This window comes from Nocardia sp. NPDC059177 (genome assembly GCF_042755165.1).
GTDB lineage: Bacteria > Actinomycetota > Actinomycetes > Mycobacteriales > Mycobacteriaceae > Nocardia.
The window spans coordinates 489,011-515,817 of record NZ_JBHZBX010000001.1; the positions used below are offsets into that span (position 1 = coordinate 489,011).

Below are 26,807 nucleotides of genomic sequence, written 5' to 3' on the forward strand. Positions count from 1 at the left end.
CTCGAAGCGCATGCGCCGCAGGCGCGAGTCTCGAGCGCTGATCGGCGGCCCCCAAGGGGCCGCGACCTCGAGCGCGCCAGCGCTCCAAAAACACAGCGCATACCGTCCTGGGTCACCAAACCCCAAGTCAGCCGCGCACCCCCCACTCCCTCTACACTGCAAACCGTGCTCGCACCCGAGCGGCGAACGCGCGCCGACATCTTCACCGCTGTAGCGATCGCCGTCACCGTATTGGTGGCGGCGATCGTGGTATGGGCCCGCGCCGATGCCACCGGCACCGATTCCGTCGTCGCCTCCTCCCCCGCCCCCACCGTCACCGCCGCCACCCAGGTACCCACCGTCCTACATGAACGCTGGCACGCCGCCGACGATTCGAGCAGCCGCGCGCTGATCGCGGGCAATGTGGCGGTCACCGGCGCGGACGGCACCGTCAGCGGGCGTAACCCGCAGACCGGCGAGCAGCTGTGGTGGTATCGCCGGGACATGCCGCTGTGCGCGGTGCAGTCGCAGTACGGCTCGGTCATCGCCACCTACCGTGATCAGCGCGGGTGCAGTCAGAGCGTGATGCTCGACGCCGGCACCGGGCAGCGCAAGGTGGCGCGCAGCAGCTACATGGACGACGACATCCAGGTCACCGGCGACGGCACCTACCTGCTGGCGCTGGGCCCCGAACGGCTGGAGATGTGGCGCTCGGATCTGGTCCGCACGCTCGAGTACGGCTATGTCGACGCCCCGGTCAACCCGAACACCCAGCCGCGCTCGGGGTGCACGCTGCGGTCGGCGGCGTCGAGTTCTTCCCGGCTGGCGGTGCTCGAACGCTGCCCCGGCGACACCACCGACCGGCTGACCGTGCTCAATCCCGCGCCCAAGGAGGCGACCGATCCCGAGGAGTACGGCTCGCACGTGCTCACCGCGCCCGGCGCCGACGCACCCGAGGTGCGCGTGATCGCGGTGTCGGACAACAAGATCGCGGTCTACTACCCGCCGACCGCGCCCACCGCGACCGGTCTCGGCCTGCCCGCGCGGCTGGCCGTGTACGACGGCAACGGCAACGAGCTCGCGACCCATCAGCTGGCCGCGCCGTGGACCGCCGACACCACCGTCACCCGAATCGGTTCGGCCGTCTACGTTTTCACCGGCGACAGCCTGATCTCGTTGAACACCAGCACATTACAGCCGGTGTGGACGGTCCCCGACGCGCTCGGCACGCCCGCGCTGATGGCCGGGCGGCTGCTGGTCCCGGTCGCCGACGCACTGCTGGCCGTCGACGCGGGCGACGGCGCCACCGTCGGGCGGATTCCGGTCCAGCGCAGCGACTACACCGGCGGCGTCATCTCCACCGCAGTCCTCGGCCCGACCGTGTTCGAGCGCCGTGGCGGGGTGCTCTACGCCCTGGGCTGAATGTCGGACCGCCCTGCCATGATGGAGCCATGTCCGTACCCGAGGCCCGACTGGTCCTGCTGCGCCATGGCGAAACCACCTGGTCGAGTCAGCGCAGGCACACCGGCCGCACCGATCTGCCACTGACCCCCGACGGCGAGGCGCAGGCCCGCGCGGCCGGGCCGGTGCTGAAGTCCCTCGAACTGCGCGATCCGCTGGTGTTCACCAGTCCCCGCCTGCGCGCCAGGCAGACCGCCGAGCTGGCCGGGCTGTCCCCCGCCCTGATCGACGACGACCTGGTCGAGTGGGACTACGGCGACTACGAGGGCATCACCACCGCGCGGATCCGCGAGACCGTCCCCGGCTGGACGGTGTGGACCCATCCGGTACCCGGCGGCGAGACCGCCGACCAAGTCGGCGCCAGAGCCGATCGGGCACTGGGCCGGGCCGAACCCTTACTGGCCGAACGCGATGTCGTGTTCGTCGGGCACGGCCACTTCTCGCGGGTCCTGATCGCCCGCTGGGCCGAGTTCCCGGTCCGGGAGGGCCGTCGCTTCGCCCTGTCGACCGGCGCGATCAGCGTGCTCGGTTTCGACCACGACGCCCGCAGCATCTGGGGCCACAACCTCACCGCCCGCACCGAACCGATCGAAGGAACCGGCCGATGAGTACCGCTGTCCGCCGCGCCACGCCCGCCGATGTCGCGACGATGGTCGAGCTGGTGCACGAGCTGGCCGCCTACGAGAAGGCGCCCGAGCAGTGCACGCTGACCGCGGAGCAGTTGCATACGGCGCTGTTCGGGCCGTCGCCCGCGCTGTTCGCGCATGTCGCCGAGCACGACGGCGTGGTGGCCGGGTGCGCGATCTGGTTCCTGAACTATTCGACGTGGGACGGCGTGCACGGCATCTACCTGGAGGACCTGTACGTGCGCCCGGCGACCAGGGGTAGCGGGCTCGGTCGCGCGTTGGTCGCCGCGCTCGCCGCCGAGGCGGTAGCGCGGGGCTACAGCCGGGTGTCGTGGTCGGTGCTCACCTGGAACACGCCGTCGATCGCCTTCTACGAATCCCTCGGCGCCGCAGCGCAGGACGAGTGGATCGGGTATCGCCTCGCCGGTGCCGAACTGGCCGCGCTGGCCGCCACGGTGCGCTGAGATGCGCGTCGACGCGCCCGCCGAGTGGCCGCGCACCGAGGCCGAGGCGATCGCCCTGCAGCAGGCGTTGCGCCCGCTGGTGCGCGCGGAAAACCCGGCGCCACCGCGATTTCGCACCGCCGCCGGAATTGATTCGGCCTATGCCGAGGACGGCACTGTCGCGACCGCCGCCGTCATTCTCGATATGGTCAGCATGGAAACGGTGGAATCGGCCGTCGCACAGGGAATTTCGACATTTCCCTATATGCCGGGACTACTGGCGTTCCGGGAACTCCCGGCCACTGTCGCCGCCCTGGAAATGCTCACCGCCACACCGGATCTGCTGGTGTGCGATGCCCAGGGCACCGCGCATCCGCGCCGTTTCGGGCTGGCCTGTCATATCGGGTTGCTGACCGGAATTCCGACCGTCGGCGTCGCCAAATCGGTGTGGGGTGAATACACCGAACCGGGACCACGGCGCGGGGACGCCACCGATGTCACCATCGACGGCGAAGTGGTCGGCCGGGCACTGCGCACCCGCGACGCGTTGAAACCGCTGTTCGTCTCGGTCGGCCATCTCATCGACCTGGATACCGCGTGCGCGCAGGTACTGGCGCTGACGCGGGGTTTCCGGCAGCCGGAGACCACCCGGCGAGCCGACCACCTGTGCCGGGAAGCCCTGCGGGCGGCTACGGCCTGATCAGGCGCGCTGGTCGTCTTCGGGGATTTCGCCGTAATCCTGAGCCATGTACCGGCTGGTAGCCGGGGCGAACAGGGCGCCGAGGGTGCCGAGGGAGAGCACGGCCAGGAGGGTTCCCCACAGCGGCTGGTGCGAGTCGGTCAGCAACGACCACGCGACCGGCAGCAGCAGCACCTGCGCGATGACCGCGATGGCGCGGCCCCAGCGCTTGCCACGCAGCAGCCCGATGCCCGCGGCGAGTACACCGCCGAACAGCACCCCGAACCAGATCGCGGTGCCGATACCGCTGGCGACCGACTGATCGTGCCCGGTCGCGGCCCGCACGATCAGCACGATCGCGGTCCCGACCCCGACCAGCCCTTCGAGCGAGACGAGCGCACCGGCGACACGCACCGCAGTCGGGATTCCACCCGCCACCGACTCGACGTCGTGCTGCTCCTCAGCACCACGCTGCTCGTCACCTTTGGTCATATCCGGCTCACCCACAGGCCCCACCCTACGGCCATCCCGACCACGCACCCCCGACCCCTAGGGAGGGGCCGGTTGACGGCCCGGCCCGCCGGTCAGGTGCCGCGGCGTAGGCGACGAAGGAGCAAGCCGCGGTGCCTGACCGGCGGGCCCCGAGGGGGCCGTCAACCCGCCGCGCCGCAGGCGCGGCAAAATAAACACAGTGCGGACGTTGCTGATCGTCAATCCGAATGCCACCTCGACCACTCCGGCGACGCGGGATCTGCTCGCGCACGCCCTGGAGAGCCGGACACAGCTGACCGTTGCGCACACCCAGCATCGCGGCCACGCGGCCGAATTGGCCCAGTGGGCATCCACCCAGGAAATGGACCTGATCGTCGTGCACGGCGGCGATGGGACGGTCAACGAGACCATCAACGGATTCCTGCCGCTGCCGCAGGTCGGTGACGATCAGGTGTGGCGGCCCCGGCTCGGCATCATCCCGGGCGGTTCGGCCAATGTGTTCGCCCGCGCGCTCGGCATCTCCCCCGATCCGGTGACAGCGACCAATCAGCTCATCGATCTGCTCGGCCGCGACGCCGACCGCCGGATCGGGCTCGGGCTCGCCGACGACCGGTGGTTCACCTTCAGCGCCGGCGTCGGTCTGGACGCCGATGTGTGCGAGTCGATCGACGCCGCCCGCGCCAAGGGCCGCAAGGCCACGCCCGCGCGTTATCTGCGGACCACGGTGCGCCAGTTCTTCCGCGCCCGCAGGCGCGAGCCCGACGTCACTGTCGAGGTCCCCGGACATGATCCGGTGGAGCAGGTCTATTACGCCTTCGTCACGAATTCGAGCCCGTGGACCTATCTGGAGGACCGGCCGATTCGTACCAATCCCACAACAACCTTCGAATCCGGGCTCGGGGTGTTCGCCGTCCGGTCGATGAGTGTGACCCGAACCCTGCTGCTTGCCCGCCAGTTGCTGGCCGAGAATGGAAACCCCAAGTCAGCCGCGCTCTTTCGGGCCGACGACGTGCCGTCGGTGCGCATCGACACCGGCACCGAGATCGGCCTGCAAATCGATGGCGACTTCATCGGAAAACGCAAGATGGTGCATTTCACATCGGTTCCCGGGGTCCTCGATGTGGTAGCTCCCAAGCCCTCGTGAGGTTCTGACACGCAGAAAAATCTCCCGGTTGCGCTGCGAAAACCAGGAGACGCGAGTACAAAGGACCGGGCAGGTTCCCCTTGCGGGTCCCCGAGAGCGTGATCTCCCCCACGGTGCGCCGGACACCTATTGACATCTACGGTGTTCGTGAAAGCATTCACAAGCAACCGTGCGGAAACATTCGAGTCGCACAAGTGAACGATCCACTAACCAGAGGTGCCCTTTGGGGTGCCCGCGCAAAGGAGCAGAGGAATGGACTGGCGCCACAAGGCCATCTGTCGCGATGAGGACCCCGAGCTGTTCTTCCCGGTGGGTAACAGTGGTCCTGCGCTCGCGCAGATTGCCGATGCCAAGCTGGTCTGCGCCCGCTGCCCCGTCACTGCCGATTGCCTGTCATGGGCCCTGAAGTCCGGACAGGATGCCGGCGTGTGGGGTGGAATGAGCGAAGACGAGCGTCGCGCGCTCAAGCGGCGCAACGCGCGCACCCGTACGCGTACCTCCGTCTAGTCGACGTAGGAGGCGTTGCCGGGCCATCCAACCCCCGGCCCGGTAACGCATGTAGCGAACCCGGCACCTCGCGGTGCCGGGTTTATTGTTGCCTCGCAGCGGTTTTCAGCGCCCGGACCGACGTCCGAGCGGAACCCGCAGCACCGCGTCGGTACCCACCTCGGCACCGGGATGCAGCCCGATCGAACCACCCAGTTCCGAGGTCACCAGCGTGCGCACGATCTGCAGGCCGAGCCGGTCGGAGCTCTCCAGGCTGAAACCTGCGGGCAGCCCGCGACCGTCGTCGCTGATGATCACATCGAGCCAGCGCGCCGAACGTTCCGAACGAATGGTCACCATGCCGTTCTGACCCGCGTCGAAGGCGTGCTCGATCGCGTTCTGCACCAGTTCGGTCAGCACCATCACCAGCGGTGTCGCCCGTTCGGCCGAGAACACCCCGAGCGAACCGGCCCGGCGCACGGTGATCCGCGCGGTGTGCACGGTGGCCACATCGGCCATGATCGGCAGCAGCCGGTCCACGACCTCGTCGAGGTCGACCTCTTCGTCCACCGACATCGACAGCATCTCGTGCACCGAGGCGATGGAGGTGACCCGGCGCACCGATTCCGTCAGCGCCACTTGGGCTTCCGGGTTCTCGGTGCGGCGCGCCTGCAACCGCAGCAGCGCCGCGACGGTCTGCAGATTGTTCTTCACCCGGTGGTGGATCTCGCGGATGGTGGCGTCCTTGCTGAGCAGCGCGCGGTCGCGCCGCTTCACCTCGGTGACATCGCGCACCAGCACCGCGGGCCCGGCCAGTTCCCCGCCGGGACGCAGCACCAGCGTGCGCAACAGCACCGTCGCGCCGCGCGCCTCGACCTCCATCCGCCTGCCGGTGCGACCGGCCAGCGCGGCCTGGATATCGGCGACCACTTCCTGCGCGTCGAACGGGTCGGTGATCAGCGAGCGGGTGGTGACGGCCAGATCCTGGCCGACCAGATCGGCCTGCATCCCCATCCGGTGATAGGCCGACAGCGCGTTGGGGCTGGCGTAGACCACGATGCCGGCGGTGTCCAGGCGGATGAAACCGTCGCCGGCGCGCGGGCTGGAATGGGTGGCCGCGCGGTCCTCCGGGGTGGGAAAACTGCCGTCGGCGATCATCCGGCACAGGTCGTCGGCGCAGGAGACGTAGGCGGTTTCCAGGGTGGAGCGCACCCGTGAGCGCTGCAGGTCCGAGTCGCGGCTGAGCACCGCGATCACGTCCTCGCCACAGCGCACCGGGATGGCCTCGCGCACCGCGTGCAGCGGGCTGGGGTGGTAGACCCCGCTCACCTCGACCTCGGTGTCGGTGCGCACCGGTGCACCGGTCAGCAGGGCGTCGAACACCTGCGGGAAGTCGGTCCGCGAGGCGGTGGTGCCCACCTTGTCGTCGAGATGGACGGTGGGCGCCGTCGTCGGGCGGATCTGGGCGACACACACGACGTCGGCGCCGTCGGCGACCGGTCCCGCCCCCACCCACAGCAGCAGATCCGAGAACGAGAGGTCGGCGAGCAACTGCCAATCGCCCACCACCCGTTGCAGATGGTCCACGGCGATGCCGGGAAGGTCGGTGTGTTCGGCCAGGAGCTCGCTCAGTGTTGCCACGGATCTACCGCTTCGTTCCTTCCCCGGCCTACGCGATCGTGGCGATCAGGTCGCCCGCCTGTAGTACCTGGCCGGGCGCGACGTCGACCGAGGTGATGTCGCCTTCGATCTCGGTGAGCACCGGGATCTCCATCTTCATCGACTCGAGCAGCACCAGGGTCTGGTCGACCTTGACGTGCTCACCCACTGTGACCTCGACAGCGAGCACGGTCGAGACCATCTCCGCGCGCACTTCTTCAGGCATGACACCCCGTTCGTTAGTCGTTCGGCCACCGCGTGCGGGCGGTGGCCGTATCCGCCGAAGCTACAGCCAATCACACATGAAACAATGGCTGTCGATCAGATTGTGCTCCGCGCTGCGGCGGGGAGGACCCACAGAAGGGAGCTACCGATGGGTAAGCGTGGACGTAAGAAGCGCAGCCGCAAGGGCAACGCAGCCAACCACGGCAAGCGGCCCAACGCCTGAGCTTGGTTCGGATACCGAAAAGGGGCACCCGGCGGGTGCCCCTTTTCTGTGTCTGTGCCGTGGGTCTCAGCCCTCGGTGGTCTCGATCCTGGTGACCGTGATGGACCGGTGGATCTCCAGCTTCAGCCGGTCGCGCAGACCTTCCGGCGCGTGCTCACCACCGCATTTACGGCTGAGCAGGCCCTTGATCTTCTCCTCGATACCGTAGGCCTCGATGCACGGACTGCAGTGGTCCATGTGCTGCTGGAGGCGCTCGCGGGTGGCCTGATCGCATTCGCCGTCGAGCATGAGCCACACGTCCGCGAGTACGGCGGTGCAGTCCATCTCCATATCGGGGTCGCTCACTTCGTAACCTCCTGGCGTTCCCCACGGTCGAATCCACGTTCGCGCGCCACATCGGCGAGCAAACTCTTGAGTTGCTTGCGGCCGCGATGCAGCCGGGACATCACGGTACCGATCGGAGTGCCCATGATGTCGGCGATTTCCTTGTACGGGAAACCTTCGACATCGGCGTAGTACACCGCCATCCGGAATTCCTCGGGCAACTGCTGCAGCGCCGACTTGATCTCGTCGTCGGGCAGCGCGTCCAGGGCCTCCACCTCGGCCGAGCGCAGACCGGTGGACGAGTGCTCGGCGGTGGCCGCCAGCTGCCAGTCGGTGATCTCGTCGGTCGGGTACTGCGCGGGCTGACGCTGCTTCTTGCGATAGGAGTTGATGTAGGTGTTGGTCAGGATGCGGTAGAGCCAGGCCCGCAGGTTCGTGCCCTCCTTGAAGGACTTGAAGCCCTGGAAGGCCTTGACGTAGGTCTCCTGCACCAGGTCCTCGGCGTCGGCCGGGTTCCTGGTCATCCGCAGGGCGGCGCCGTAGAGCTGATCCAGCATCGGGAGCGCATCGCGCTCGAACCGCGCGGCCAGCTCGGCTTCGTCGTCGCTCGTCACACCAATCCCTTCGATCGCCGTAGTAGCCGAATCTACCGGCTCGGCGGAATCGACGGGCAAGCGCGCACCCCGCACGGCGATGGGACGCTCCTCGAGCAGCACTGTCACTATCTCTCCTTCGCATCGCTCGGCGGGCCGGTGTGTCACACCTGTGCAACACCGCACCCGTGCGCCGGTGTTCCCGTTCGGGAGCAAAATCTGGTTGCGCCCGCCGATAAAGTGCTGTTCATGGCAGCCGCGTCGACGCCCGCGATCAAGGTCCTCACCGGTGCGGGGATCACCCATCGGGTGCACGCCTACGCCCACGACCCGCGCGCGGAGTCCTTCGGTGACGAGGCCGTCGATGCGCTCGCCGCCGAACTCGGGGTGCTGCCCGCGCAGATCTTCAAGACTCTGGTGATCGAACTGTCCACCGGCGCGCTCGCGGTCGCGGTGCTGCCGGTGCCTGCCAGGTTGTCGCTCAAGGCGGCGGCGGCCGCGCTGGGCGCGCCGAAGGCCGCGATGGCCGACAAGACCAAGGCCGAACGCAGCACCGGCTATGTGCTGGGCGGGGTCTCGCCGCTGGGGCAGCGCAAGCGGCTGGCGACCGTCCTCGACGCCTCGGCGCTGGACTGGGACCGGGTGCTGTGCAGCGCGGGCAGGCGCGGCCTCGAAATCGAGCTCGCCCCGGCGAATCTGGTGCGCGCGGCCGGCGCGGTGACCGCCGCGATCACCAGCTAGCCATCCGTTCGGGGGTCCGGTTCCGAATCTCCCCCAGACGCATTCCGCGCCCGGTACGACCGATTCGATACCCGAGGATGTGATGCGAGAAATGTCCGCTCGTTCGACGATCGCCACCCTGTCCGGTGCTCTTGTCCTCACTGTCGGCGCGCTCGCTTTCGCCGCGCCGGCCACCGCGATTCCGCCGGTGGCACCATCCGCACCCACCGCGCCGGGCGACTACCCGCTCAACGGCCAGGGCACTCCGAAGAACTCACCGCAGCAGCACACCGAACCCGAGCGCAGCGAGGAGGCCGAGAAGGCCGAGAAGCTCGGCGGCGGGCTCGCCACGGAGGTGATCGACCTGGTCACCGGCGTCATCAAGTGCGGCTTGAACATCGCCACGGACTCGGTGCCCTGCACTCTCTGATCTCCCGACCATCGGGTGGTCAGAACAGTCCCGGTGGGCCGGCCGGATCGCCGCCGGTCGCGTCCGGTTCCAGCAGTTCGGGGCCGTTGTTGCGGACATTGTTGACCAGCGTGGACACCGGTCGGGCCACGATCGTGGCGACCTCGGCGGCCGAGGGCGGCGTCAGCAGGTCGGCGGGGGCCGGGTGGTCGGGGTCGAGCCAGGCAGCCCAGTGCTCGCGCGGCATGGGCAGCGGCATACGGTCGTGGACGGCGGTCAGATCGCCGACGGCGTCCGTGGTCAGAATCGTGCACGACAGCAGCGGCGGCGAATCCGGCTGCGCGCGGTCGCGCCACACCGACCACAGTCCGGCCATGTAGAGCAGTGAGCCGTCGGCGTGCGACATGTAGAAGGGCCGCTTGACCGCCTTGCCCTTCCTGGTCGGCGCCGGCTCGACGAGCCATTCGTACCAGCCGTCCATCGGGACCAGGCAGCGCTTGTGCTTGGCGGCGTCACGGAAGGAGGGCGCGGTGATCGCCCGGTCGGCGCGCGCATTGAACAGCGGCTTGCCCTTGGCGGGCACGCCGGGTTCGGCCGCCTTGGTCCAGGACGGGATCAGCCCCCAGCGCATCCGCCGGATCCGTAACCGGGGGTCGTCGTCGGGGTCGCCGTGCGCGTGCCGCTCGACCACGGTCAGCACCTGGGTGGTCGGCGCGACGTTGTAGCTGACGCCGGCGTCGGGCAGCGTGGCGTCCAGCCCGGTTTCGTCGACGGCGTCGAGGTCAGCGGCGAGGCGGGCCGGATTCGTGGTCGTCGCATATCGTCCACACATCTGTCCATGGTCGCACCACCCTCCGACATCCCGGTGTGACACAGCTGACGGCGACCACGCCGATTTGTGCGCCACTGATGTATCCGGACCGCACATGAGAGAGGATGGGCGGGTGAGTTTCTGGCCAGCGCCCCATATCGAGGTCCCCGTCCACGCGACCGTGACCCTGCCCGGTTCGAAATCCATCACCAATCGCGCGCTCATCCTGGCAGCGCTCGCCGATGGTCCGTCCACCCTCACCGGCGCGCTGCGCAGCCGCGACACCGACCTGATGATCCAGGCACTGCGTGCCCTGGGGACCGAGATCACCGGTGACGCCGAGACACTCGAGGTCACCCCCGCTCCCCTGCACAACGCGGCCGTCGACTGCGGCCTGGCAGGCACCATCATGCGGTTCCTGCCGCCCGCCGCTGCCCTGGCCACCGGCGACGTCGCCTTCTTCGGAGACGAACAGGCCCGCCATCGCCCGCTGACCACCATCCTGGACGCGCTGCGCGCGCTCGGCCTCGACGTCGACGGCGACGCGCTGCCGTTCGTCGTGCACGGCACCGGCAGCCTGCGCGGCGGCACCGTCACCATCGACGCCTCGGGATCCTCGCAGTTCGTCTCCGGGCTGCTGCTCTCGGCGGCCCGCTTCGACGAGGGCATCACCGTCCACCACGACGGCAAGCAGCTGCCCTCGATGCCGCATATCGAGATGACCGTTGAGATGCTGCGCCGCGCCGACGTGGCCGTCACCACCCCGGCCGATTCGCGCAGCGCGCAGACCTGGACCGTGGCGCCCGGCCCGATCCGCGCGGTGGACTGGGAGATCGAGCCCGACCTGTCCAACGCCACCCCGTTCCTGGCCGCGGCCGCGGTGACCGGCGGCGAGGTGAGCGTGCCGATGTGGCCGCGCGGCACCACCCAGCCCGGTGACGTGATCCGCGAGATCCTGGTCCGGATGGGCGCCGAGGCGCGGGTGTTCGACGGCGTGCTCACCGTGCGCGGGCCGGAACGGCTGGCCGGCATCGATATCGACCTGCACGATGTCGGCGAGCTCACCCCGACCGTCGCCGCGCTGGCCGCACTGGCCGATTCGCCGTCCTATCTGCGCGGCATCGCGCACCTGCGCGGCCACGAGACCGACCGGCTGGCCGCGCTCTCGGCCGAGATCAACCGCCTCGGCGGCAATGTCACCGAGACCGCGGACGGTCTCGAGATCGTGCCCGCCCCGCTGCACGGCGGGCAGTGGCATTCCTACGCCGACCACCGGATGGCCACCGCCGGTGCGATTCTCGGCCTGCGCGTGCCCGGGATCGAGATCGAGGACATCGGCACCACCGCCAAGACACTGCCGACCTTCGTCGCACTGTGGGAGCAGATGCTGGCGCCCGCGTTATCGGGTGAGGGAGCGGTGCGCTGAGCCGCCGCGGCCGCACCGCAGCCAGCTACGACGAATCCGATGTCCGGGTCCGGCCGGGCAAGGCCTCGCGCCCGCGCACCAAAACCCGGCCGCAGCACAACGACGCCGAGGCCGCCATGGTGGTCTCGGTGGATCGCGGCCGCTGGGGCTGCGTGCTCGACAGCGACGCCGACCGGCGGATCGTCGCCATGCGCGCCCGCGAGCTGGGCCGCACCCCGATCGTGGTGGGCGACCAGGTCGACGTGGTCGGCGACCTGACCGGCAAGCCCGACACCCTGGCCCGGATCGTGCGGGTCGCCGACCGCGCGACGGTATTGCGGCGCACCGCCGACGACACCGATCCGTTCGAGCGGATCGTCGTCGCCAATGCCGAGCAGCTGTTCATCGTGGTCGCGCTGGCCGACCCGCCGCCGCGCACCGGTTTCGTGGAGCGGGCGATGGTGGCCGCGTATGCCGGTGGGCTGGAACCGGTTCTGGTACTCACCAAACGCGATCTGGTCGCGGAATCCGAATTCGCCACCGCCTTCGAGGGTTTGGACCTGAAGATCATCTACGCCGGGATCGACGATCCGATCGAGCCGGTGCTCGACATCCTGCGCGACCGGCTCAGCGCGCTGATCGGGCACTCGGGGGTGGGTAAGTCGACGATGGTGAATCGTCTTGTGCCCGACGCCTATCGGGCGGTCGGTGAGGTCTCGGGCGTTGGCAAGGGCAAGCACACCTCCACCCAGTCGGTGGCGCTGGCACTGCCCGAGGGCGGCTGGGTGATCGACACTCCCGGCGTGCGCTCGTTCGGCCTGGCCCACATCACCCCCGACGACGTGATCGCCTCGTTCACCGACCTCGCCGACGCCATCGAGGACTGCCCGCGCGGCTGCACCCATCTGGGTCCACCCGCGGACCCGGAGTGCGCGCTCGACCAGCTCCCCGGCACGGAACGGCGGGTGGCCGCGATTCGTCAGCTGCTGACCGCGTTGATCGCCAACGAGACCTGGTAGCAACCGATTCCGTGCCGGGGTTCCTGCTCAGAAGCTGAACGATCCGGTGTCGAGACCGCCACCGTCGCCGGGCTCGGGCTCGGTCGGCAACTCGGCGACGGTGACCACCCTGGTGGTCGACGAGCTCGCCACGCCGCTGCGGCCGGAGAAGGTCGCGCCGATGGTGTAGGAGCCGGGCGCGCCCGGGGTCCAGACGATGGACGCCTTGCCGTTCGCGGCGACGGGGATGTCACCGAGGACGTTGTCACCCGCCTTGAACTGGATGGTCCCGCCGGCCGCGGCCGGGGTCACACTCGCCTCGAGTGTCACCGCCTGGCCGACCTGCGCGCCGCTCACCTCGGTGATGGTCGTGTTCGACACCGCGTCGCTGGAGACGGTGATAGCCGGGCCTTTGCCCTGGTAGGTGCCGTCACCGAGCGAGCCGCCGTAGTGCATCGAGGTCGGCAGCGGGGTGTCGCGCGCGCAGTTCACGCCGACGGTGTACTGGATCTCGAAGGTCTGTGACTTCGGCGAGATGTTCGGGTACACCGGGTATTTCGTGACGCCGAACTCGGCCCGGGTCCAGTCCGAGGACGAGGTGTCGAGCTGGACCGCGTCGCCCGACATCTTGGCCGAACCAGGCACCGGGCTCAGGCATGCCGGGTGCAGGTCCTTGATCGAGTAGATGTACTCGACCGGGATGCCGGTGCGCTCGAACTTCGTCGTCACGGTCACGACATCGCCGACGACCGGGTTGGTGTTCGACACCGTCCTGGTGAATTTGCTGTTGCCGTCGGTCCAGCTGATCGAGCCGGGCGCGGCCATCGCGGTACCGGGTACCGCTGCCACCGCGAAGCCCGCCGCCACCGCGAACGCGGCCAGCGAACCGGCCACACGCTGCACTGTTGTGTCCACCATCGTTGTTTCTCCATCTGCCAGGCATTGATTCGCCCGAGGTGGCAGCAGTAGATCACGCCATGGTGGGCCACCGGACGAAAATCAGAAATGAGTATCATTCAGATTGCGAATTCGACTCGCGTTCGCTAGCGTTCACGACGACGACACCCACCGCCGGTACCGTCATGCCCATGAAGCCACCGGCGATCGGTTATCTGCGCCGCGACATCTCGGGTGTCGCCCAATCCTGGGATGAAACGCAGATCCGTTCCCTAGCCGAGCGTCTCGGTTACCGCTTCACCAAGACCGTGGTCTTCAGCGAGCGCACCGTCGATCCGATCCGCAGGCTGCTCGAGGTCGTCGGCACCGTCGAGGCCGCCGCGGTCGTCACCCCCAGCCTCGCCCACCTCGACCACGATGTCCCCGACCGGTTGCTGGCGGCGTGCGACGTCGTCACGGTCTCCCCCGAAATGACCCACGCCAGAACCCTGCCCGCGCTGCCCGCCTAGGTCAGCGCGCGATAGCGGCCGCCGGGCTCACCGGCCAGGCGGCCGCGACGCACGGCCTGGGTGAGGCAGGCCTCGATACGGTCCTCGGCCTCAAAGGGGTGTCGTCACAACGGACGCGCCGAGAGTTCCCGAGATGGTCCAGCCGGCCATCATCCCTTGGGAGGTTCGAGGGCGCCGGCGGTGAGGCCGGTGGCGATGAGGTCGGCGGTGGTGCGGGCGGTGGTGGCGGTGGTGCGGGCGGCGACGCGGAGGTGGTGGAGGCGGCGGAAGGCTGCGCCGTAGCGTTGCTGGTCAGGGAGTGGGAGCAGGGGGATGCGCAGGCGGGCGGGGTCCAGGCGGATGGTGGTGGTGCCGTACATGGCGGCGGCGTTGTCGGGGCTGCCGATGAAACCGGCGAAGAACCAGGGGTCGACGCGGGCGGGGTCGGTGCGGAAGACGAGCACGCCCGCCCCGGGGACCGCGCCGATATCGGCGCCCTCGGCGACCCGCGCACCCTGGGCCGCGCCGTGGTCGTCGCGCAGTCGCGAGACCAGTACGTCACCGGCTTCGATCGGCTCACCGACCGGGGCGCCGGGCGCGGTGAGACCGGAGGGGGCGCGACTGTCGAGCAGGTCGTGCCCGGTCAGTACGGGGCGTTGCGGGGTGTCGTCGGCGGCCGCGTCGTCGGTGGCGCTGGTGACGATGCGCACCGCCTTGCCGGTGATCAGATTGCCGACGGCCACATAGCGCCACACCGTGCCCGGCGCGGAGTCCCATGCGCGCACCGCCTCGGCGACATCGCGTAGTTCCGTCAGGTTCTCGCCGAGCTGACCGATGGCCGCGCGGGCCGCGGCGGAGGCATTGTCGGGGTCGACGGCGGCGCGGACCTGCCGGGCCGGCGTCAGGTCGACGTCGTCGTCGAGCACATCCATCACCCGGACCACGGCGGTCACATCCGAGACGGTGGCCGCCTCGGCGTCGCCGCGGTCGAATGCCCGCCAGGTGTCGATCACGGTCGCGGCCAGTACCGGCCAATCCGGTTGGTCGCCACCGTGATTCGGTAGCCGGGTGGTGTCGGCGAACAGCAGGGTGTCGGCGGGCAGACCGGGCCCCGGCCGGCGCAACACCCACAGTTGCAGCCCGACCTGACGTGGTGTCGACGCCCCGGGCGGCAGCGCGATCACCGCCCGTAACGCGCCCGCGCGCAACAGTTCCATCCGGATCCGGCGACCCGACGACCTGGCCGCGACGGCGGGCGGCAGCAGCAGGACCGCGGTCGCACCGGGGCGCAGATGCGCGAGCGCGTGCTGGGCCCAGGCCAGTTCGGATTCACCGCGCGGCGGCACCGAGTACACCCAGCGCGGGTCGAGGGCCAGTTCGTCGGCACCCCAATCACGTTGCGAATAGGGCGGATTGGACAGCACGCCGTCGAATTCGACATCGGTGAAGGCGTCGGCGAGCAGCGCGTCACCGGTGCGGATATCGGCGGTCGCGTCCGGTGCCAGCGTGCTGAGCAGGGCCGCGGTGCGACCGGCCTGCACGGGCAGGATGTCCTGGCCGTCGAGGCGGGTCGCGCCGATCCGGGACGCCTCGAGCAGCAGGGCGCCACCGCCGCAGGACGGGTCGAGCACGGCCTGCGGCGCGGGTCCGGTGGCGGCGGCGAGGACCTCGGCCATCAGCGCGGCGACCGGCTGATCGGTCGGATAGACGCCGGTACTCGGGCCGTCGAGGCCGCGTTCGGCCAGCACCGCGAGGGTCTGCTGGACGCCGACCTCGCCGATCGCCGCCCGCACGGCCTCGCGCACCGGATCATCGGCCGGACCGGCCGGATCGGCCACGAAGGCCATCAGCGCGGGCACGTCCTCGGGGGAGACCTCGGCGCGGAGCAGGGTGCGCAGTCGCTGCACCGGCGAGTCGGCGGCGGTCACCCCGTGGCCGCGCAGCCACTGCTGTACTTCGGCGAGGTCGAACAGCGGCCGGGATTCGGAACCGCCTGCGACGGGCGCGGGGAAGTCGGCGTGCCTGCGCCGCCAGTTGCTGACGGTCGCGCGGGTGACACCGGCCAGCCGGGAGATCTCGGCGGCGGCGACGGTGGGCGTCGAGTCTGGCATGGGTCTCCTCTCGACTGCCCAGCCTTGCTGACGAGGTAGTCAAGGTCAAACACTACACACTGATTTTGACAAACCTCGACGTCAGTACACATGTTTTCACCATTCACGCTGAAAACATTGTTCTTCTGTTGCGTTCGCCGTGGCGACGGTGTACCGTTCTTCTCAACGGAGCGGCAACATCCCAGTAGCCAGCTCCGCAGCCACGAAAAAGGTTGTCCACAGGCCTCTTTCGCCATCATTCAGCGCATCGAGCACCCCGCAGCTAACAGCCCGCACGGGCCGCGATCGGTCGTGCCCGCAGTACGGAAGGAGAGGGTATGTCCACCCACCGACACACTCGCGCCCGTCGTCACCAGGGCCGCGCACTCACCCTGCGGCACGGCGACGACCTGCGGAAACTGCGCGCCTCCGTCCCCACCACCCGCTGCCACCACGGCAAACGCCGCTACTTCACCCAGCTCGACGCCGAACTGGTGCTGCGCAGCCTGGACCGCCGCGACCCGCGCCGGCAGGAGTGCCGCGCCTACGTCTGCCCCGCCTGCCACGGCTGGCACCTGACCAGCCAGTCGCTGCGCCAGTACCGCGACGCCCACACCGTCACCCGCGCGCCGATCACCCTCGGCGACATCCCGCCGCGCACCGGCCCGATGCCGACCCCCGCCGACCTCGCCCGCCTGCGCACCCCCGTTCAGCCCGCCGGCCCGGCGCCGAGCCGCTTCGCCACCCTTCGATCCCGTTTCACCGCAACAGCTTTCGGCTCCCGCCTGACCACTTGGCTGTCCCGCCGCTGATACCCACTGATCCCCCACAACACTTTCCGATCCGAGGAGATCAAAATGACCAACCCCCAGTATCCCGCCACTCCCCCGCAGCAGCCCTACTATCCGCAGCCGCCGCGCAAGCGGCCGGTGTGGCCGTGGGTGCTCGGCGGATTCGCGCTCGCGGTGCTCGTGCTCTTCGGCGGCTGTGCAGCGCTGCTCGGCAGCGCGGCCGAAGAAGTGGCCAAGAACGAGGAGAGCCGGGCTTCGGCGGCACCGGCCGGGTCCGAGGTGCGCGACGGGAAGTTCGGGTTCACCGTGACCCAGGTGGACCCGCCGGTCAGCACCGTGGGCGACAACCAGTTCCTGCAGAAGACGGCGCAGGGCGAATACATCCTGGTGTACGTCGATGTCACCAACACCGCCGATGTCGCCCAGCACTACTTCGGGTCGAATCAGAAGCTGATCGACGATCAGGGCCGTGAGTTCGCCAACGACACCTCCGCCGAGATCAATGTCAACGACCAGCTCTCCGCCGAGATCAATCCCGGCAACAAGATCTCGGTGGTCCTGGTCTTCGACGTACCGCCGGGCACCGTGCCCGCCGCCGTCGAATTCCACGACTCGGCCTTCTCCAACGGCACCCGTGTCGCGCTGAAGTAGCGCGAGAACGCCTTGGGCCCAGCGGTTTCCGCCGGGCCCTTCGGCGTGCGACCGTACCCATCGCGACGGACCCTCGATCGGCCTCTCATGATCGCCGGTCCCGGATCCAGCTAGTGCTTGGCGCCGATGGTGTGCAGGATCTCGTGGATGATCGGGTCGGCGAGGCGGTTGGTGACGGTGCGGCCCTCGCGGGTGGAGGTGACGCAGCCTTCCTGGCGCAGCACCCGCAGCGCCTGGGAGATGGCGTTCTCGTTGCGGCCGAGGGCGGTGGCCAGTTCACCGACGCTGATGCCGGGGGTGCGGTGCAGGCAGAGCAGGATCTCCAGGCGGCCGGGATCCGACAGCAGGTCGAAGCGCTGCGCCCAGGCCCGGATCTCGACGTCACCGATCGCGCGCCGGCCGAGTTCGACCGGCGATCCGTCCAGTGTGCGTGGCTCTCCCATGGCGGAGTTCAGTTTAGCGGGTCTATCATCTGTTCATCTGTTCAGATAAACAGGAGTAGGGATCGCTGGATGAGGCTGCGCGTTCGATCGCTGTGCACTGTGGGAGCGGCGCTCGCGCTGGCGATCTCCCTGTCGGCGTGCGGTGCGCCCGAGACCGGATCGCCGGACGCGATCGTCCTCGCCGACGCCCACGAGCTGGGTGGTTACAACCCGGTCGCCGGGTACGGCGCCGCCGGGGAGGCGAAGGTCTACGACGGTTTGCTGCGGCTGAGCGGCGGCACCGGTATGCCGGGCTTCACCCCCGCCCTGGCCACCGAACTGCCCACCGCCACCGCCGACGCCACCGTCTGGACCGCCCCGCTGCGCCAGGGCGTGCGCTTCAGCGACGGATCGGACTTCGACGCCGCCGATGTGGTGGCGACCTACCGGGCGATCCTGGACCCGGCCTCCGCCTCCGAGGCGCGCTCCTCGTTCTCGATGATCGACACGGTCGAGGCCGTCGGCACGCATTCGGTGCGATTCACCCTGCGTCACCCCTATGCCGCGTTCCCCACCAAACTGCTGATCGGGATCGTTCCGTCGGAGTCGGTGGCGACCCCGGGGCCCGCCACGGAATCACCGCTCAATACCGCCCCGATCGGCACCGGACCCTACCGCCTGACCTCTCTCGAGCCGACCCGCGCGGTATTCGAGGCGAACGAGAACTATTGGGGCGGAGCACCTTCGGTCAAACGCCTGACCCTGCTCTACGTCCCCGACGACAACACCCGCGCGCAGCGTATGGCCACCGGCGAACTCGACGGCACCTCGCTGCCCCCGCTGCTGGCGGCCACTTTCGCCGACCGTCCGTCGATGTCGGTGCGGTCCAACACCTCCGCCGACTGGCGGGGCGTGTCGATGCCCGCCGGTGACCCGGTGGCCGGCGATCCGGCCGTCCGGCTCGCGCTCAACCACGCGGTGGACCGCCAGGCGATGATCGACAATATCCTCGGCGGCTTCGGCAGGCCCGCCTATACCCCGATCCCCGAGGTCTTCGGCGACGCCCACGACCCGAGCGCGGTATTCGCCTTCGACCCTGCCCGCGCCGCACAGATCCTCGACACCGCAGGCTGGCGGGCGGGCCCTGACGGCGTACGCGCGAAAGACGGTGTGCGCGCCCGTTTCACGGTGATGTACAACTCCACCGACACCCTGCGCCGCGATCTGGCGCTGGCCTTCGCCTCCGATGCGCGCAAGGTCGGTATCGAGGTCGATCTCGAGGCGCTGTCGTGGGACCGGATCGAGCCACGCATCGAGCAGGCAGGCATTCTGCTCGGCGGCGGCGAGGAACCCTACGACCCCGACACCCAGGCCTACCGCACCCTGCATTCGCCGGCGGCCGACCCGAGCGCGGGCAGCCCCTACGACAATGCGAGCCGCCATGTCGACCCGGTGATCGACGCCGAACTCGACACCGCCCGGCGCAGTATCGATCCGGCGGTGCGCGCCGCCGCCTACCGGGCGGTCCAGCGCCGCTACGCGCAGGATCCGAGCCATGTCTTCCTGGTGCATCTCGACCACACCTACGTGGTGCGTGACTCCGGCTGGGACACCTCTGGCCCGATTCTGGAGCCGCACGCGCACGGTGTCACCTGGGGTCCGTGGTGGTCGTTGCAGACCTGGTCGCGCCGATGACCCGCAGCCGGTTACGCGACCGTGGCATCGAGGCGATGATCGGCCGGCGGTTGCTGGCGCTGATTCCGGTGCTCGGCGCGGTATCGGCGGCGCTGTTCGCGGCGGCCTCGGTGTCACCGTTCGATCCGCTGGTCGGCTACCTCGGCGCGCGCTACGAGTCGACCAGCGCCGCGGACAAGACCCTGCTCACCGAGCAGCTCGGACTGGACGCGCCCTGGTACCACCTCTACGGACGCTGGCTCGGTGACCTTTTCCACGGCGATCTCGGCGATTCGCGCGGTTTCGCCCAGCCGGTGAGTCAGCTGCTCGCGCAACGCATTCCGTGGACGATGCTGCTGGTGGTGGTCGCCATGGCCGTCGCGGTGGCGCTGGCGCTGAGCGCCGGGGTGTGGGCGGGCATGCACCGGGGCGGGCGGGTCGACCGGGCGGTCACCGCCGCGTGCGTGATGATGCAGGGCCTGCCGCCGTTCGTGGTGTCGCTGGCGGCGATCGCGCTGTTCGCGGTCGGGCTGGGCTGGCTGCCGCCCGCCGGGCTCACCGACGCGGGCGCCGAGGTCGGGGTGGCGCAGGTGGCCCGGCATCTGGTGCTGCCCGCCGCCGCGCTGGCGCTGTCGCAGGTGCCGTGGCTGCTGCTGGCCGTGCGCGAATCGGTATCGGGTAATCGCGCGGAGGATTTCGTGGTCGGCGCGGCCACTCGCGGCATCGACGCGACCACCATCACCCGCCGCCACATCCTGCCTGCCTCGCTGGCGCCGTTCGTCACCATTCTCGGCGCGCGCCTGCCCGAGGTGGTGGTCGGCGCGGTGCTGGTGGAGGAGATCTTCTCCTGGCCGGGGATCGCCGGGGCCTTCGTACAGTCGGCGAAAGATCTGGACATGGCACTGCTGGCGGTACTGACCGTCGGCACCACCTGCGCGGTCATGCTCGGTTCGCTGCTCGCCGATGTCGCGGTGGTGCTGCTGGATCCCCGGGTGCGGGCCGATGGCTGAACGGCGGCGATATTCGACGCGGGCGCAGCTGGATCAGGGGTGCGCGCCGATGGCTGAACGGCGGCGATATCCGGCGCTGACGCAGCTGGATCAGGGGGTGCGGGCTCGTGGCTGAGCGGCGGTTGTATCTGTCGGTGTCGGTGTTGGTGGCGGTGGTGGCGTACGCGGTGCTCGTGCCGTGGGTGGACGGGGTCGACGACCGGCTGACCGATTTCGCCCATGCGCGGCAGGCGCCGTCGGGGCAGTGGTGGTTCGGTACCGACGCGGCCGGGCGGTCGCTGTTCGTCCGGATCGCGGCGGCGCTGCGGACCTCGCTGATCGTTGCGGTCTGCGCGGCGGCGGTGTCGACGGTGATCGGGGTGCTGGTCGGGGCGGTGTCGGCGCTGGCGGGCGGGTGGCTCGACCGGGCGATCATGCGCCTGGCCGATACCGCGAACGCGCTGCCGCATCTGCTGCTCGGCATCGTCATCGTGGCATTGTTCCGGGGGAATGTGCTGGCGGTGGTGCTCTCGATCGGGCTCACGCACTGGGTGCAGGTGGCCCGGATCGTGCGGGCAGAGAGCCTGAGTCTGCGGGAACGCGAGTACGTGTCCGCGGCGGTGCTGGCCGGGGCGAGCCGCACCCATCTGCTGGTGCGGCATCTGCTGCCCGCGGTTGCGCCACAGGCATTGATCGCGGTGGTTCTGCTGCTGCCCCACGCGATTTGGCACGAGTCGACGCTGTCGTTCCTCGGCTTCGGGCTGCCGCCGCACGAACCGAGCCTCGGCACGCTGCTCGAGGAGGCGCGCACCTCGCTGCTGCTGGGCGGCTGGTGGACGTTGCTGTTCCCGGCCGGGTTCCTGGTGCTGACCACGGTCGCGGTGGCCGTCGCGGGTTCGTCGCTGCGGGCACTGCTGGTGCCGCCGAAACCGTCGAGGATGCCGCGATGAAGCCAGCACGGAGCCAGGCGCCGGGATGCGACGCCCGCCCGGGAGCCTTGTCCATCGACGGGCTGACCGTGCGGATTCCGGTGCGCCACGGCGAGGTGGTGCACGCGGTGACCGAGCTGTCGCTCGACCTCACGGCAGGCACGATCACCGCGCTCGTCGGCGAATCCGGTTGCGGGAAGTCGATTGTCGCGAGTGCGGTGATGGGCGTGCTGCCACGTTCGGCCGTCACCACCGGGTCCGTCCGGCTACAACTCGATGGCGCGGACCACCTCGACATCCTCGCCGGCCACCAGCCGTATCGCGGCAGGCACATCGCCCTGGTCCCGCAGTCGCCGGGCACCCACTTCACTCCGGTCCGGACCGTCGGATCCCAGCTCGCGGAGACGATCAGCACACTCGGCACCACCCACACCCCCGCCGGCCTCGTCGAGCGCGCCGGTCTGGCCGCCGCCGCGCTCGACCGGTATCCGCACGAACTCTCCGGCGGCATGATCCAGCGGGCGGCCGTGGCGGCGGCCCTGGCCGGCGACCCCGCGGTGATCATCGCCGACGAACCCACCTCCGGACTCGACCACGCACGCACCGACCAGATCGGAAAACTGTTGCGCGAGTGCGCCGATGCCGGTGCCGCGGTGCTATTGATCACCCACGATCTCGGGCATCTGCTCCGCGCGGGCATCGCCGACACCGTCGCGATCATGTACGCCTCCCGGCTCATGGAGGTCGGGCCCGCCGCGCAGGTGCTCGACGATCCCTGGCACGCCTACACCGCCGATCTGCTCGCCGCCCTGCCCGAACGCGGCCTGCGCCCACTCCCGCATCCACCGCGGGCACTGACGAACCTGACCGAGGACTGCCCCTACGCGGGCGCTCCCACCGTGCTGCGCCGCCGCGACGAGCGCCTGATCCGTGAGCCGAGGTCCTGATGCTCGCCGCCGATGCCGTCACCGTGAGTTACCGGCCCGGTGAACCCGTCGTGCGCGGGGTGGATCTGCGGGTCGAGGCCGGCGAGATCGTCGGTGTCACCGGCGATTCCGGCTCCGGCAAGACCACCCTCGCCCGTGCCATGGCGGGACTGCTCACTCCCGATTCGGGCCGGGTCACCCTCGACGGCACACCGCTGCGCCGCCATCGCGGCGAGATCGCCATGGTCTTCCAATCCCCGCGCGCCGCAACCAATCCCCAGTTCACCCTGGCCCGGATCATCGCCGAACCCGCCGTGATCCGCGGCCTCCCGACCCCCGACCTGCCCGCGCTGGCCGCCACCGTCGGCCTCACCCCCGACCTGCTGACCCGCCGACCGCACGCCCTCAGCGACGGCCAGCTCCAACGCGCCTGCGTGGCCCGCGCCCTGGCGCAACAGCCGCGCTACCTGCTGCTCGACGAGGCCACCGCCATGCTCGACGCCGCCACCACGGCCACCATCATCCGCCTGATCATGGACCGCGCGGGCACCGGTCTCGGCGTCGTCCTGATCAGTCACGACCACGCCCTGCTCGAGATCGCCTGCACCCGCGTCACCACGATGCGCGCGGGCGTGCTGTCTCCGCAATAGCTTCACGAATACCTCAGCGGGCTCTCAGGAACCGCTCTTAGCGTGAGCCCCTGTGATAACACGACGCAGTCTCAGCGGTTGGGGGCGCACCGCGCCGACCGTGGCCGAAGTACTGCACACCCCGGATCTGGCGGTGATCGCCGAACGAGTGCGCACCGCCGGACCGCGCGGAGTGATCGCGCGCGGCCTGGGCCGCAGCTACGGCGACCCCGCGCAGAACGGTGGCGGACTGGTGGTCGACATGACCGCCCTGGACCGGATCCACCACATCGATCCCGACAGCGGCATCGTCGAGGTCGACGCGGGTGTCAGCCTGGATACGCTCATGCGGCGCGCGCTGCCGCACGGATTGTGGGTGCCGGTGCTGCCCGGGACGCGGCAGGTGACCGTCGGCGGCGCGATCGCCGCGGATATCCATGGCAAGAACCATCATTCGCAGGGCAGCTTCGGCAATCACGTGGTGTCGCTGGAGCTGCTCACCGCCGACGGCTCGGTGCGCACGCTGACTCCCGAGGGCGCGCAGGCCGAGCTGTTCTGGGCGACGATCGGTGGGATGGGCCTGACCGGAATCATCGTCGGCGCGCGAGTCCGGTTGAAGCACACCGAGTCCGCGTATTTCCTGGTCGACAACGACCGCACCCGCGATCTAGACGCGACGATGGAATTGCTGACCGGCGGTTCCGATGACAGCTACGACTATTCGATGGCGGTACCGGACACCATTTCCACCGGCCCGAAACTGGGCCGGGCCGGATTCAGCCGCGGTTCGCTGGCCACCCTCGATCAACTGCCCGCGAAATTACGCGGGAATCCGCTGGCTTTCGATGCGCCGCAATTGTTCACGGTGCCCGATATCTTCCCGAACGGAATGGTCAACTCGGTGACCACCCGGATCGCGGCGGAGGCGGCGCACCGCCTGTTCCCGCGCCGGGCGCGCGGCCGCATCCAGAATCTGACCCAGTTCTATCACCCCCTCGACCTGCTCGGGGAATGGAACCGGGCCTACGGCAGGCGCGGATTCCTGCAATACCAGTTCTCCATGCCGTTCGGGGCCGAGCAGCAGCTCGCCGACGCGGTGCGGGCCGTCGCCGAATCGGGCCACCACTCGTTCCTCAATGTGTTCAAGCGGATGGGAGCGAGCAATCCGGCACCACTGTCGTGGCCGCATCCCGGATACATGCTGAGCTTGGATTTCGCCTTCGCCGACGGTCTCGACCGATTCTGCGTCGCCATGGACGAGCGGGTGCTGGCGGCGGGTGGCCGGCTGTACTTCGCGAAGGACTCCCGGACCACGGCCGACATGATCGCGGCGATGTATCCACGGTTGCCGGAATGGCGACAGGTGCGGGACGCGGTCGACCCCGAACAAGTGTTCGCCTCGGACCTGTCCCGGCGTCTCAGGTTGACCGGTGCTTCCGGGCCAGAATCCTGACGTGCTGTAGATCACGATTCGAAAACGGTGAACGAAAACCATTCGTGGCAAATATGTTTCACCAGCGATGACACAGGTCGATGTCCGTTTCGGCTTCTTATGACATTTTAAGTTACTTCCCAGCAACAAACACTTGGACACTTGTTCATGGGTGCTCGATCGAGGGCCTGCGCTCCACCGGAGCATCGCCATTGAGGGAAAGACTGCATTCATGAAGTTCAGCAAGGTCGCCGCGACCTCCGCACTCGTCATCGCCGCGCTCGGAGTCGCCACCGGCACCTCGCACGCCGCGCCGGCCACCGCCCCGATTCCCGCCTTCCTCGACGGCGTCGAGCAGGGTGTCGCCCAGGTGCTGCCCGGCATCCACTGGAAGACCGGCATCGAAGGCGACGCGGTCGTCGTCGAGACCGACGCGGGCTCGCTCACCACCGAGAACAACCAGTTCCAGGTGCGCGACGCCCAGGGCGCCGTGGTGGCCGCGTTCCCGCTCGCCTACACCCTCGACGATGTCGAGTACCCGATCGACGCCGCCGTCGACGGCACCCGCGCGCTGCTGACTCCGCGCACCGACGCCGCCTCGGCGCGCCCGGTGAGCCTGGTCAAGCCGGTCGTACGCCAGGACGCCTTCGACGACGCGGTCAGCGCCGCGGCCACCCAGTTCGGCATCATCACCTCCATCGGCACCCTGGTCGGCACCATCGTCGGCGGCGGCGCGGGCTGCGCCATCGGCGGCATCGGCGGCCTGGTCCTCGGCATCCCGGTGCTCGATCTCGGTGGCGCCACCGGTCTGGCCGGCTGCCTGGCCGGTGCGGCCGTCGGCATCCCGCTGGGCGCCGCCGCCGGTCTGGTGCTGACCGGCGTGCCCGCCGCGATCGTGGTCGGCATCGGCTTCCACAACCGGATCAACGCGCCCGAGAACCAGTAGTCCCGCGTGCACACGAAAGCCCCGTCCACCTGGGCGGGGCTTTCGTGGGTCAGGAGGCGAGCCGGATGCGCAGCGTCTCGTAGGTGGGGATGAAGACCTTGCGGCGGTAGCGGCGCTCCACGATCTCCCATGGCCTGCCCGCCGCCGTGAGCGCCTCGAGCAGTGCGGTCAGCTCGGAATGCACCAGCTGGGCGCCCAGGCACAGGTGGCGGCCGCCGCCGAACCAGAGCTGCCGGGTCTCCGGCACATAGTCGCGCCGCACACTGAATTCGCCGACAGCGTTGTTGATCGTCCAGGTCAGGATCTTGACGTGCTCGCCGGCGCGCAGCTCACGATCGGCGACCCGGACATCGGCGGTGACCGACCGCCCGACCAGATACGCCGGGCTGGTCACGCGCAGGGTCTCGCGCACCGCGTCCGGCAGCCGATCGGGCGCGGCCAGCAGGGCGCGGTGCTCGCCGGTGTCGTGCAGGATCGCGACCATCCTGGTCATCGCGCTGGCCAGGGTGTCGGTGCCGGCGACCGCCATCAGGATCGCCAGCCCGGCGGCGTGTTCGACATCGAGGCCGAGTTCGCGGCAGCGGCCGAGCGTGGTGTCGGGATCGGCGCGGGCGTAGGCGTCGGGGACGTTCACCGCCAGCTGGGTCGCCAGCTCGCGGGCGCGCGCCACCGCGACCGGGTCGAGGGTGGTCGATGCCATGGTGCCGAAACCCAGGTTGACCAGCTCTTCGACATGGTGGAACAGCCGCAGGAACAGCGCGTCCTGGTCGTCGGTGTGGTCGCCACCGATGGCCGCGGCGATATCTACCGGGCGCATACCGACCAGATCGGACACACTGCGCCCGACGAGTATCTGGGCGCGCGCGGCGATGTCGACGGTCTCGCCCGCGGCCAGCCGCTCACGCAGATCGCGCAGATCCGGCCCGATCACCCGCTCGACCAGGGCATCGGTGTGGCTGAGGGTGAACAGATCACGCACCTTGGCGCGCAGCTCGGTGTGGCCGGGGCCTTCGAACAGGTCCTCCACCCAGTCGCCGATGACCTGCGCCCACCAGTGCCCGGCCGCGCCCTCGGAGACGATGCTGAAGTGGGTGCTGTCGTTGTAGATCTGGCGCGCGACGAGCGGATCGGCGACGAACCAGCCCAGTCCAGGGACCTTACGGATGGGCCGCGCGACCCGGCCAAGGAGCAGTAACCCCGGTAGCCACGGCTGACCTGCGGCGAGAAGGGCGAGTTCATGGCGACGAGCGGCACTCCACACCCCGG

31 protein-coding genes are annotated in these 26,807 nt (G+C 69.5%); 21 read left to right on the forward strand and 10 right to left on the reverse strand.

All coding sequences use genetic code 11. The features are described 5' to 3' along the window. The first annotated feature begins 165 nt into the window (after positions 1–165). From ACFXK0_RS02215 to ACFXK0_RS02230, 4 genes are read left to right on the forward strand one after another with little or no spacing between them, the layout of a single operon-like run. Positions 166–1,401: a hypothetical protein gene (locus tag ACFXK0_RS02215; protein WP_379407833.1), complete on the forward strand. Its 1,236-nt coding sequence runs from the start codon at positions 166–168 to the stop codon at positions 1,399–1,401. A gap of 29 nt (positions 1,402–1,430) precedes the next feature. After that, positions 1,431–2,048, forward strand: a complete 618-nt coding sequence (locus tag ACFXK0_RS02220) for an acid phosphatase (protein WP_379407834.1) — start codon at positions 1,431–1,433, stop codon at positions 2,046–2,048. Then, positions 2,045–2,530, forward strand: a complete 486-nt coding sequence (locus ACFXK0_RS02225; protein WP_379407835.1) for a GNAT family N-acetyltransferase — start codon at positions 2,045–2,047, stop codon at positions 2,528–2,530. Before ACFXK0_RS02220 ends, ACFXK0_RS02225 begins: the two co-directional genes overlap by 4 nt. A gap of 1 nt (position 2,531) precedes the next feature. Then, positions 2,532–3,209 carry an endonuclease V gene (locus ACFXK0_RS02230; RefSeq protein WP_379407837.1) on the forward strand — a complete coding sequence of 226 codons (678 nt, stop codon included), beginning with the start codon at positions 2,532–2,534 and terminating at the stop codon, positions 3,207–3,209. Here the strand turns inward: ACFXK0_RS02230 and ACFXK0_RS02235 are convergent, their stop codons facing one another. Next, positions 3,210–3,680, reverse strand: coding sequence for a hypothetical protein (locus ACFXK0_RS02235; RefSeq protein ID WP_379408064.1), 471 nt, complete (start codon positions 3,678–3,680; stop codon positions 3,210–3,212). Between the two features lie 199 nt (positions 3,681–3,879). Between ACFXK0_RS02235 and ACFXK0_RS02240 the strand changes: the two genes are divergently transcribed. Beyond that, the gene (locus ACFXK0_RS02240) at positions 3,880–4,824 is read left to right on the forward strand and encodes a diacylglycerol/lipid kinase family protein (protein WP_379407838.1); all 945 of its coding nucleotides are present in this window, start codon (positions 3,880–3,882) and stop codon (positions 4,822–4,824) included. 252 nt (positions 4,825–5,076) lie between these two features. After that, positions 5,077–5,331: a WhiB family transcriptional regulator gene (locus ACFXK0_RS02245; RefSeq protein WP_022567051.1), complete on the forward strand. Its 255-nt coding sequence runs from the start codon at positions 5,077–5,079 to the stop codon at positions 5,329–5,331. A 105-nt stretch (positions 5,332–5,436) separates the two neighbouring features. On the opposite strand, the gene ACFXK0_RS02250 is transcribed toward ACFXK0_RS02245, so the two are convergent. Continuing rightward, on the reverse strand, positions 5,437–6,951 hold the full coding sequence (locus tag ACFXK0_RS02250; RefSeq protein ID WP_379407839.1) for a sensor histidine kinase: 1,515 nt from the start codon (positions 6,949–6,951) through the stop codon (positions 5,437–5,439). Positions 6,952–6,979: 28 nt separating this feature from the next. Beyond that, on the reverse strand, positions 6,980–7,195 hold the full coding sequence (locus ACFXK0_RS02255) for a biotin/lipoyl-binding carrier protein (protein WP_379407840.1): 216 nt from the start codon (positions 7,193–7,195) through the stop codon (positions 6,980–6,982). Between the two features lie 147 nt (positions 7,196–7,342). Between ACFXK0_RS02255 and ACFXK0_RS02260 the strand changes: the two genes are divergently transcribed. Further along, positions 7,343–7,417, forward strand: coding sequence for a 50S ribosomal protein bL37 (locus tag ACFXK0_RS02260; RefSeq protein ID WP_022597109.1), 75 nt, complete (start codon positions 7,343–7,345; stop codon positions 7,415–7,417). A gap of 66 nt (positions 7,418–7,483) precedes the next feature. On the opposite strand, the gene rsrA is transcribed toward ACFXK0_RS02260, so the two are convergent. Both rsrA and ACFXK0_RS02270 read right to left on the reverse strand, forming a co-directional pair. Then, positions 7,484–7,747, reverse strand: coding sequence for a mycothiol system anti-sigma-R factor (gene rsrA, locus ACFXK0_RS02265; RefSeq protein ID WP_336081815.1), 264 nt, complete (start codon positions 7,745–7,747; stop codon positions 7,484–7,486). Between the two features lie 11 nt (positions 7,748–7,758). After that, positions 7,759–8,370 (reverse strand): sigma-70 family RNA polymerase sigma factor, encoded by a 612-nt coding sequence (locus ACFXK0_RS02270; protein WP_379408065.1) that lies wholly within the window; start codon positions 8,368–8,370, stop codon positions 7,759–7,761. A gap of 213 nt (positions 8,371–8,583) precedes the next feature. Here ACFXK0_RS02270 and ybaK point away from each other — a divergent pair, with 213 nt between their 5' ends. Together ybaK and ACFXK0_RS02280 are read left to right on the forward strand one after the other, a co-directional pair. Then, positions 8,584–9,075, forward strand: coding sequence for a Cys-tRNA(Pro) deacylase (ybaK, locus tag ACFXK0_RS02275; RefSeq protein WP_379407842.1), 492 nt, complete (start codon positions 8,584–8,586; stop codon positions 9,073–9,075). A gap of 91 nt (positions 9,076–9,166) precedes the next feature. After that, the gene (locus tag ACFXK0_RS02280; RefSeq protein WP_379407843.1) at positions 9,167–9,484 is read left to right on the forward strand and encodes a hypothetical protein; all 318 of its coding nucleotides are present in this window, start codon (positions 9,167–9,169) and stop codon (positions 9,482–9,484) included. 19 nt (positions 9,485–9,503) lie between these two features. Here ACFXK0_RS02280 and ACFXK0_RS02285 read toward each other — a convergent pair whose 3' ends face one another. Continuing rightward, positions 9,504–10,295: an SOS response-associated peptidase gene (locus ACFXK0_RS02285; RefSeq protein ID WP_379407844.1), complete on the reverse strand. Its 792-nt coding sequence runs from the start codon at positions 10,293–10,295 to the stop codon at positions 9,504–9,506. Positions 10,296–10,389: 94 nt separating this feature from the next. On the opposite strand from ACFXK0_RS02285, the gene aroA reads away from it, so the two are divergent. Further along, positions 10,390–11,700 (forward strand): 3-phosphoshikimate 1-carboxyvinyltransferase, encoded by a 1,311-nt coding sequence (aroA, locus tag ACFXK0_RS02290; RefSeq protein ID WP_379407846.1) that lies wholly within the window; start codon positions 10,390–10,392, stop codon positions 11,698–11,700. Then, on the forward strand, positions 11,697–12,698 hold the full coding sequence (gene rsgA, locus ACFXK0_RS02295; protein ID WP_379408066.1) for a ribosome small subunit-dependent GTPase A: 1,002 nt from the start codon (positions 11,697–11,699) through the stop codon (positions 12,696–12,698). The genes aroA and rsgA overlap by 4 nt, the downstream gene beginning before the upstream one ends. Before the next feature lie 27 nt (positions 12,699–12,725). Here the strand turns inward: rsgA and ACFXK0_RS02300 are convergent, their stop codons facing one another. Next, positions 12,726–13,595, reverse strand: coding sequence for an Ig-like domain-containing protein (locus ACFXK0_RS02300; RefSeq protein ID WP_379407847.1), 870 nt, complete (start codon positions 13,593–13,595; stop codon positions 12,726–12,728). 170 nt (positions 13,596–13,765) lie between these two features. Between ACFXK0_RS02300 and ACFXK0_RS02305 the strand changes: the two genes are divergently transcribed. Next, complete coding sequence (locus ACFXK0_RS02305; RefSeq protein WP_379407848.1) at positions 13,766–14,083, forward strand: hypothetical protein; 318 nt, start codon at positions 13,766–13,768, stop codon at positions 14,081–14,083. A 149-nt stretch (positions 14,084–14,232) separates the two neighbouring features. Here ACFXK0_RS02305 and ACFXK0_RS02310 read toward each other — a convergent pair whose 3' ends face one another. Beyond that, positions 14,233–16,173, reverse strand: a complete 1,941-nt coding sequence (locus ACFXK0_RS02310) for an N-6 DNA methylase (protein ID WP_379407850.1) — start codon at positions 16,171–16,173, stop codon at positions 14,233–14,235. Between the two features lie 317 nt (positions 16,174–16,490). Here ACFXK0_RS02310 and ACFXK0_RS02315 point away from each other — a divergent pair, with 317 nt between their 5' ends. Beyond that, positions 16,491–16,964 carry a hypothetical protein gene (locus tag ACFXK0_RS02315; RefSeq protein ID WP_379407851.1) on the forward strand — a complete coding sequence of 158 codons (474 nt, stop codon included), beginning with the start codon at positions 16,491–16,493 and terminating at the stop codon, positions 16,962–16,964. Positions 16,965–17,009: 45 nt separating this feature from the next. Beyond that, positions 17,010–17,594 (forward strand): DUF4352 domain-containing protein, encoded by a 585-nt coding sequence (locus ACFXK0_RS02320; protein WP_379407852.1) that lies wholly within the window; start codon positions 17,010–17,012, stop codon positions 17,592–17,594. A gap of 110 nt (positions 17,595–17,704) precedes the next feature. Here the strand turns inward: ACFXK0_RS02320 and ACFXK0_RS02325 are convergent, their stop codons facing one another. Beyond that, on the reverse strand, positions 17,705–18,037 hold the full coding sequence (locus ACFXK0_RS02325) for an ArsR/SmtB family transcription factor (protein WP_379407853.1): 333 nt from the start codon (positions 18,035–18,037) through the stop codon (positions 17,705–17,707). 69 nt (positions 18,038–18,106) lie between these two features. Between ACFXK0_RS02325 and ACFXK0_RS02330 the strand changes: the two genes are divergently transcribed. The 7 genes from ACFXK0_RS02330 (at position 18,107) to ACFXK0_RS02360 (ending at position 25,541) form a co-directional block, all read left to right on the forward strand. Then, on the forward strand, positions 18,107–19,711 hold the full coding sequence (locus ACFXK0_RS02330) for an ABC transporter substrate-binding protein (protein ID WP_379407855.1): 1,605 nt from the start codon (positions 18,107–18,109) through the stop codon (positions 19,709–19,711). Next, the gene (locus ACFXK0_RS02335; protein ID WP_379408067.1) at positions 19,708–20,700 is read left to right on the forward strand and encodes an ABC transporter permease; all 993 of its coding nucleotides are present in this window, start codon (positions 19,708–19,710) and stop codon (positions 20,698–20,700) included. Before ACFXK0_RS02330 ends, ACFXK0_RS02335 begins: the two co-directional genes overlap by 4 nt. A gap of 107 nt (positions 20,701–20,807) precedes the next feature. Next, positions 20,808–21,629, forward strand: coding sequence for an ABC transporter permease (locus ACFXK0_RS02340; RefSeq protein ID WP_379407856.1), 822 nt, complete (start codon positions 20,808–20,810; stop codon positions 21,627–21,629). Beyond that, complete coding sequence (locus ACFXK0_RS02345) at positions 21,626–22,555, forward strand: ATP-binding cassette domain-containing protein (RefSeq protein ID WP_379407857.1); 930 nt, start codon at positions 21,626–21,628, stop codon at positions 22,553–22,555. The genes ACFXK0_RS02340 and ACFXK0_RS02345 overlap by 4 nt, the downstream gene beginning before the upstream one ends. Then, positions 22,555–23,184: an ABC transporter ATP-binding protein gene (locus tag ACFXK0_RS02350; protein WP_379407858.1), complete on the forward strand. Its 630-nt coding sequence runs from the start codon at positions 22,555–22,557 to the stop codon at positions 23,182–23,184. The genes ACFXK0_RS02345 and ACFXK0_RS02350 overlap by 1 nt, the downstream gene beginning before the upstream one ends. A 52-nt stretch (positions 23,185–23,236) precedes the next feature. Then, positions 23,237–24,616, forward strand: a complete 1,380-nt coding sequence (locus ACFXK0_RS02355; RefSeq protein WP_379407859.1) for an FAD-binding protein — start codon at positions 23,237–23,239, stop codon at positions 24,614–24,616. A 211-nt stretch (positions 24,617–24,827) separates the two neighbouring features. Beyond that, the gene (locus tag ACFXK0_RS02360) at positions 24,828–25,541 is read left to right on the forward strand and encodes a hypothetical protein (RefSeq protein WP_379407860.1); all 714 of its coding nucleotides are present in this window, start codon (positions 24,828–24,830) and stop codon (positions 25,539–25,541) included. Positions 25,542–25,590: 49 nt separating this feature from the next. On the opposite strand, the gene ACFXK0_RS02365 is transcribed toward ACFXK0_RS02360, so the two are convergent. After that, entirely contained in the window at positions 25,591–26,802 is a 1,212-nt protein-coding gene (locus ACFXK0_RS02365) for a cytochrome P450 (protein WP_379407862.1), read from the reverse strand. Positions 26,803–26,807: the final 5 nt, after the last annotated feature.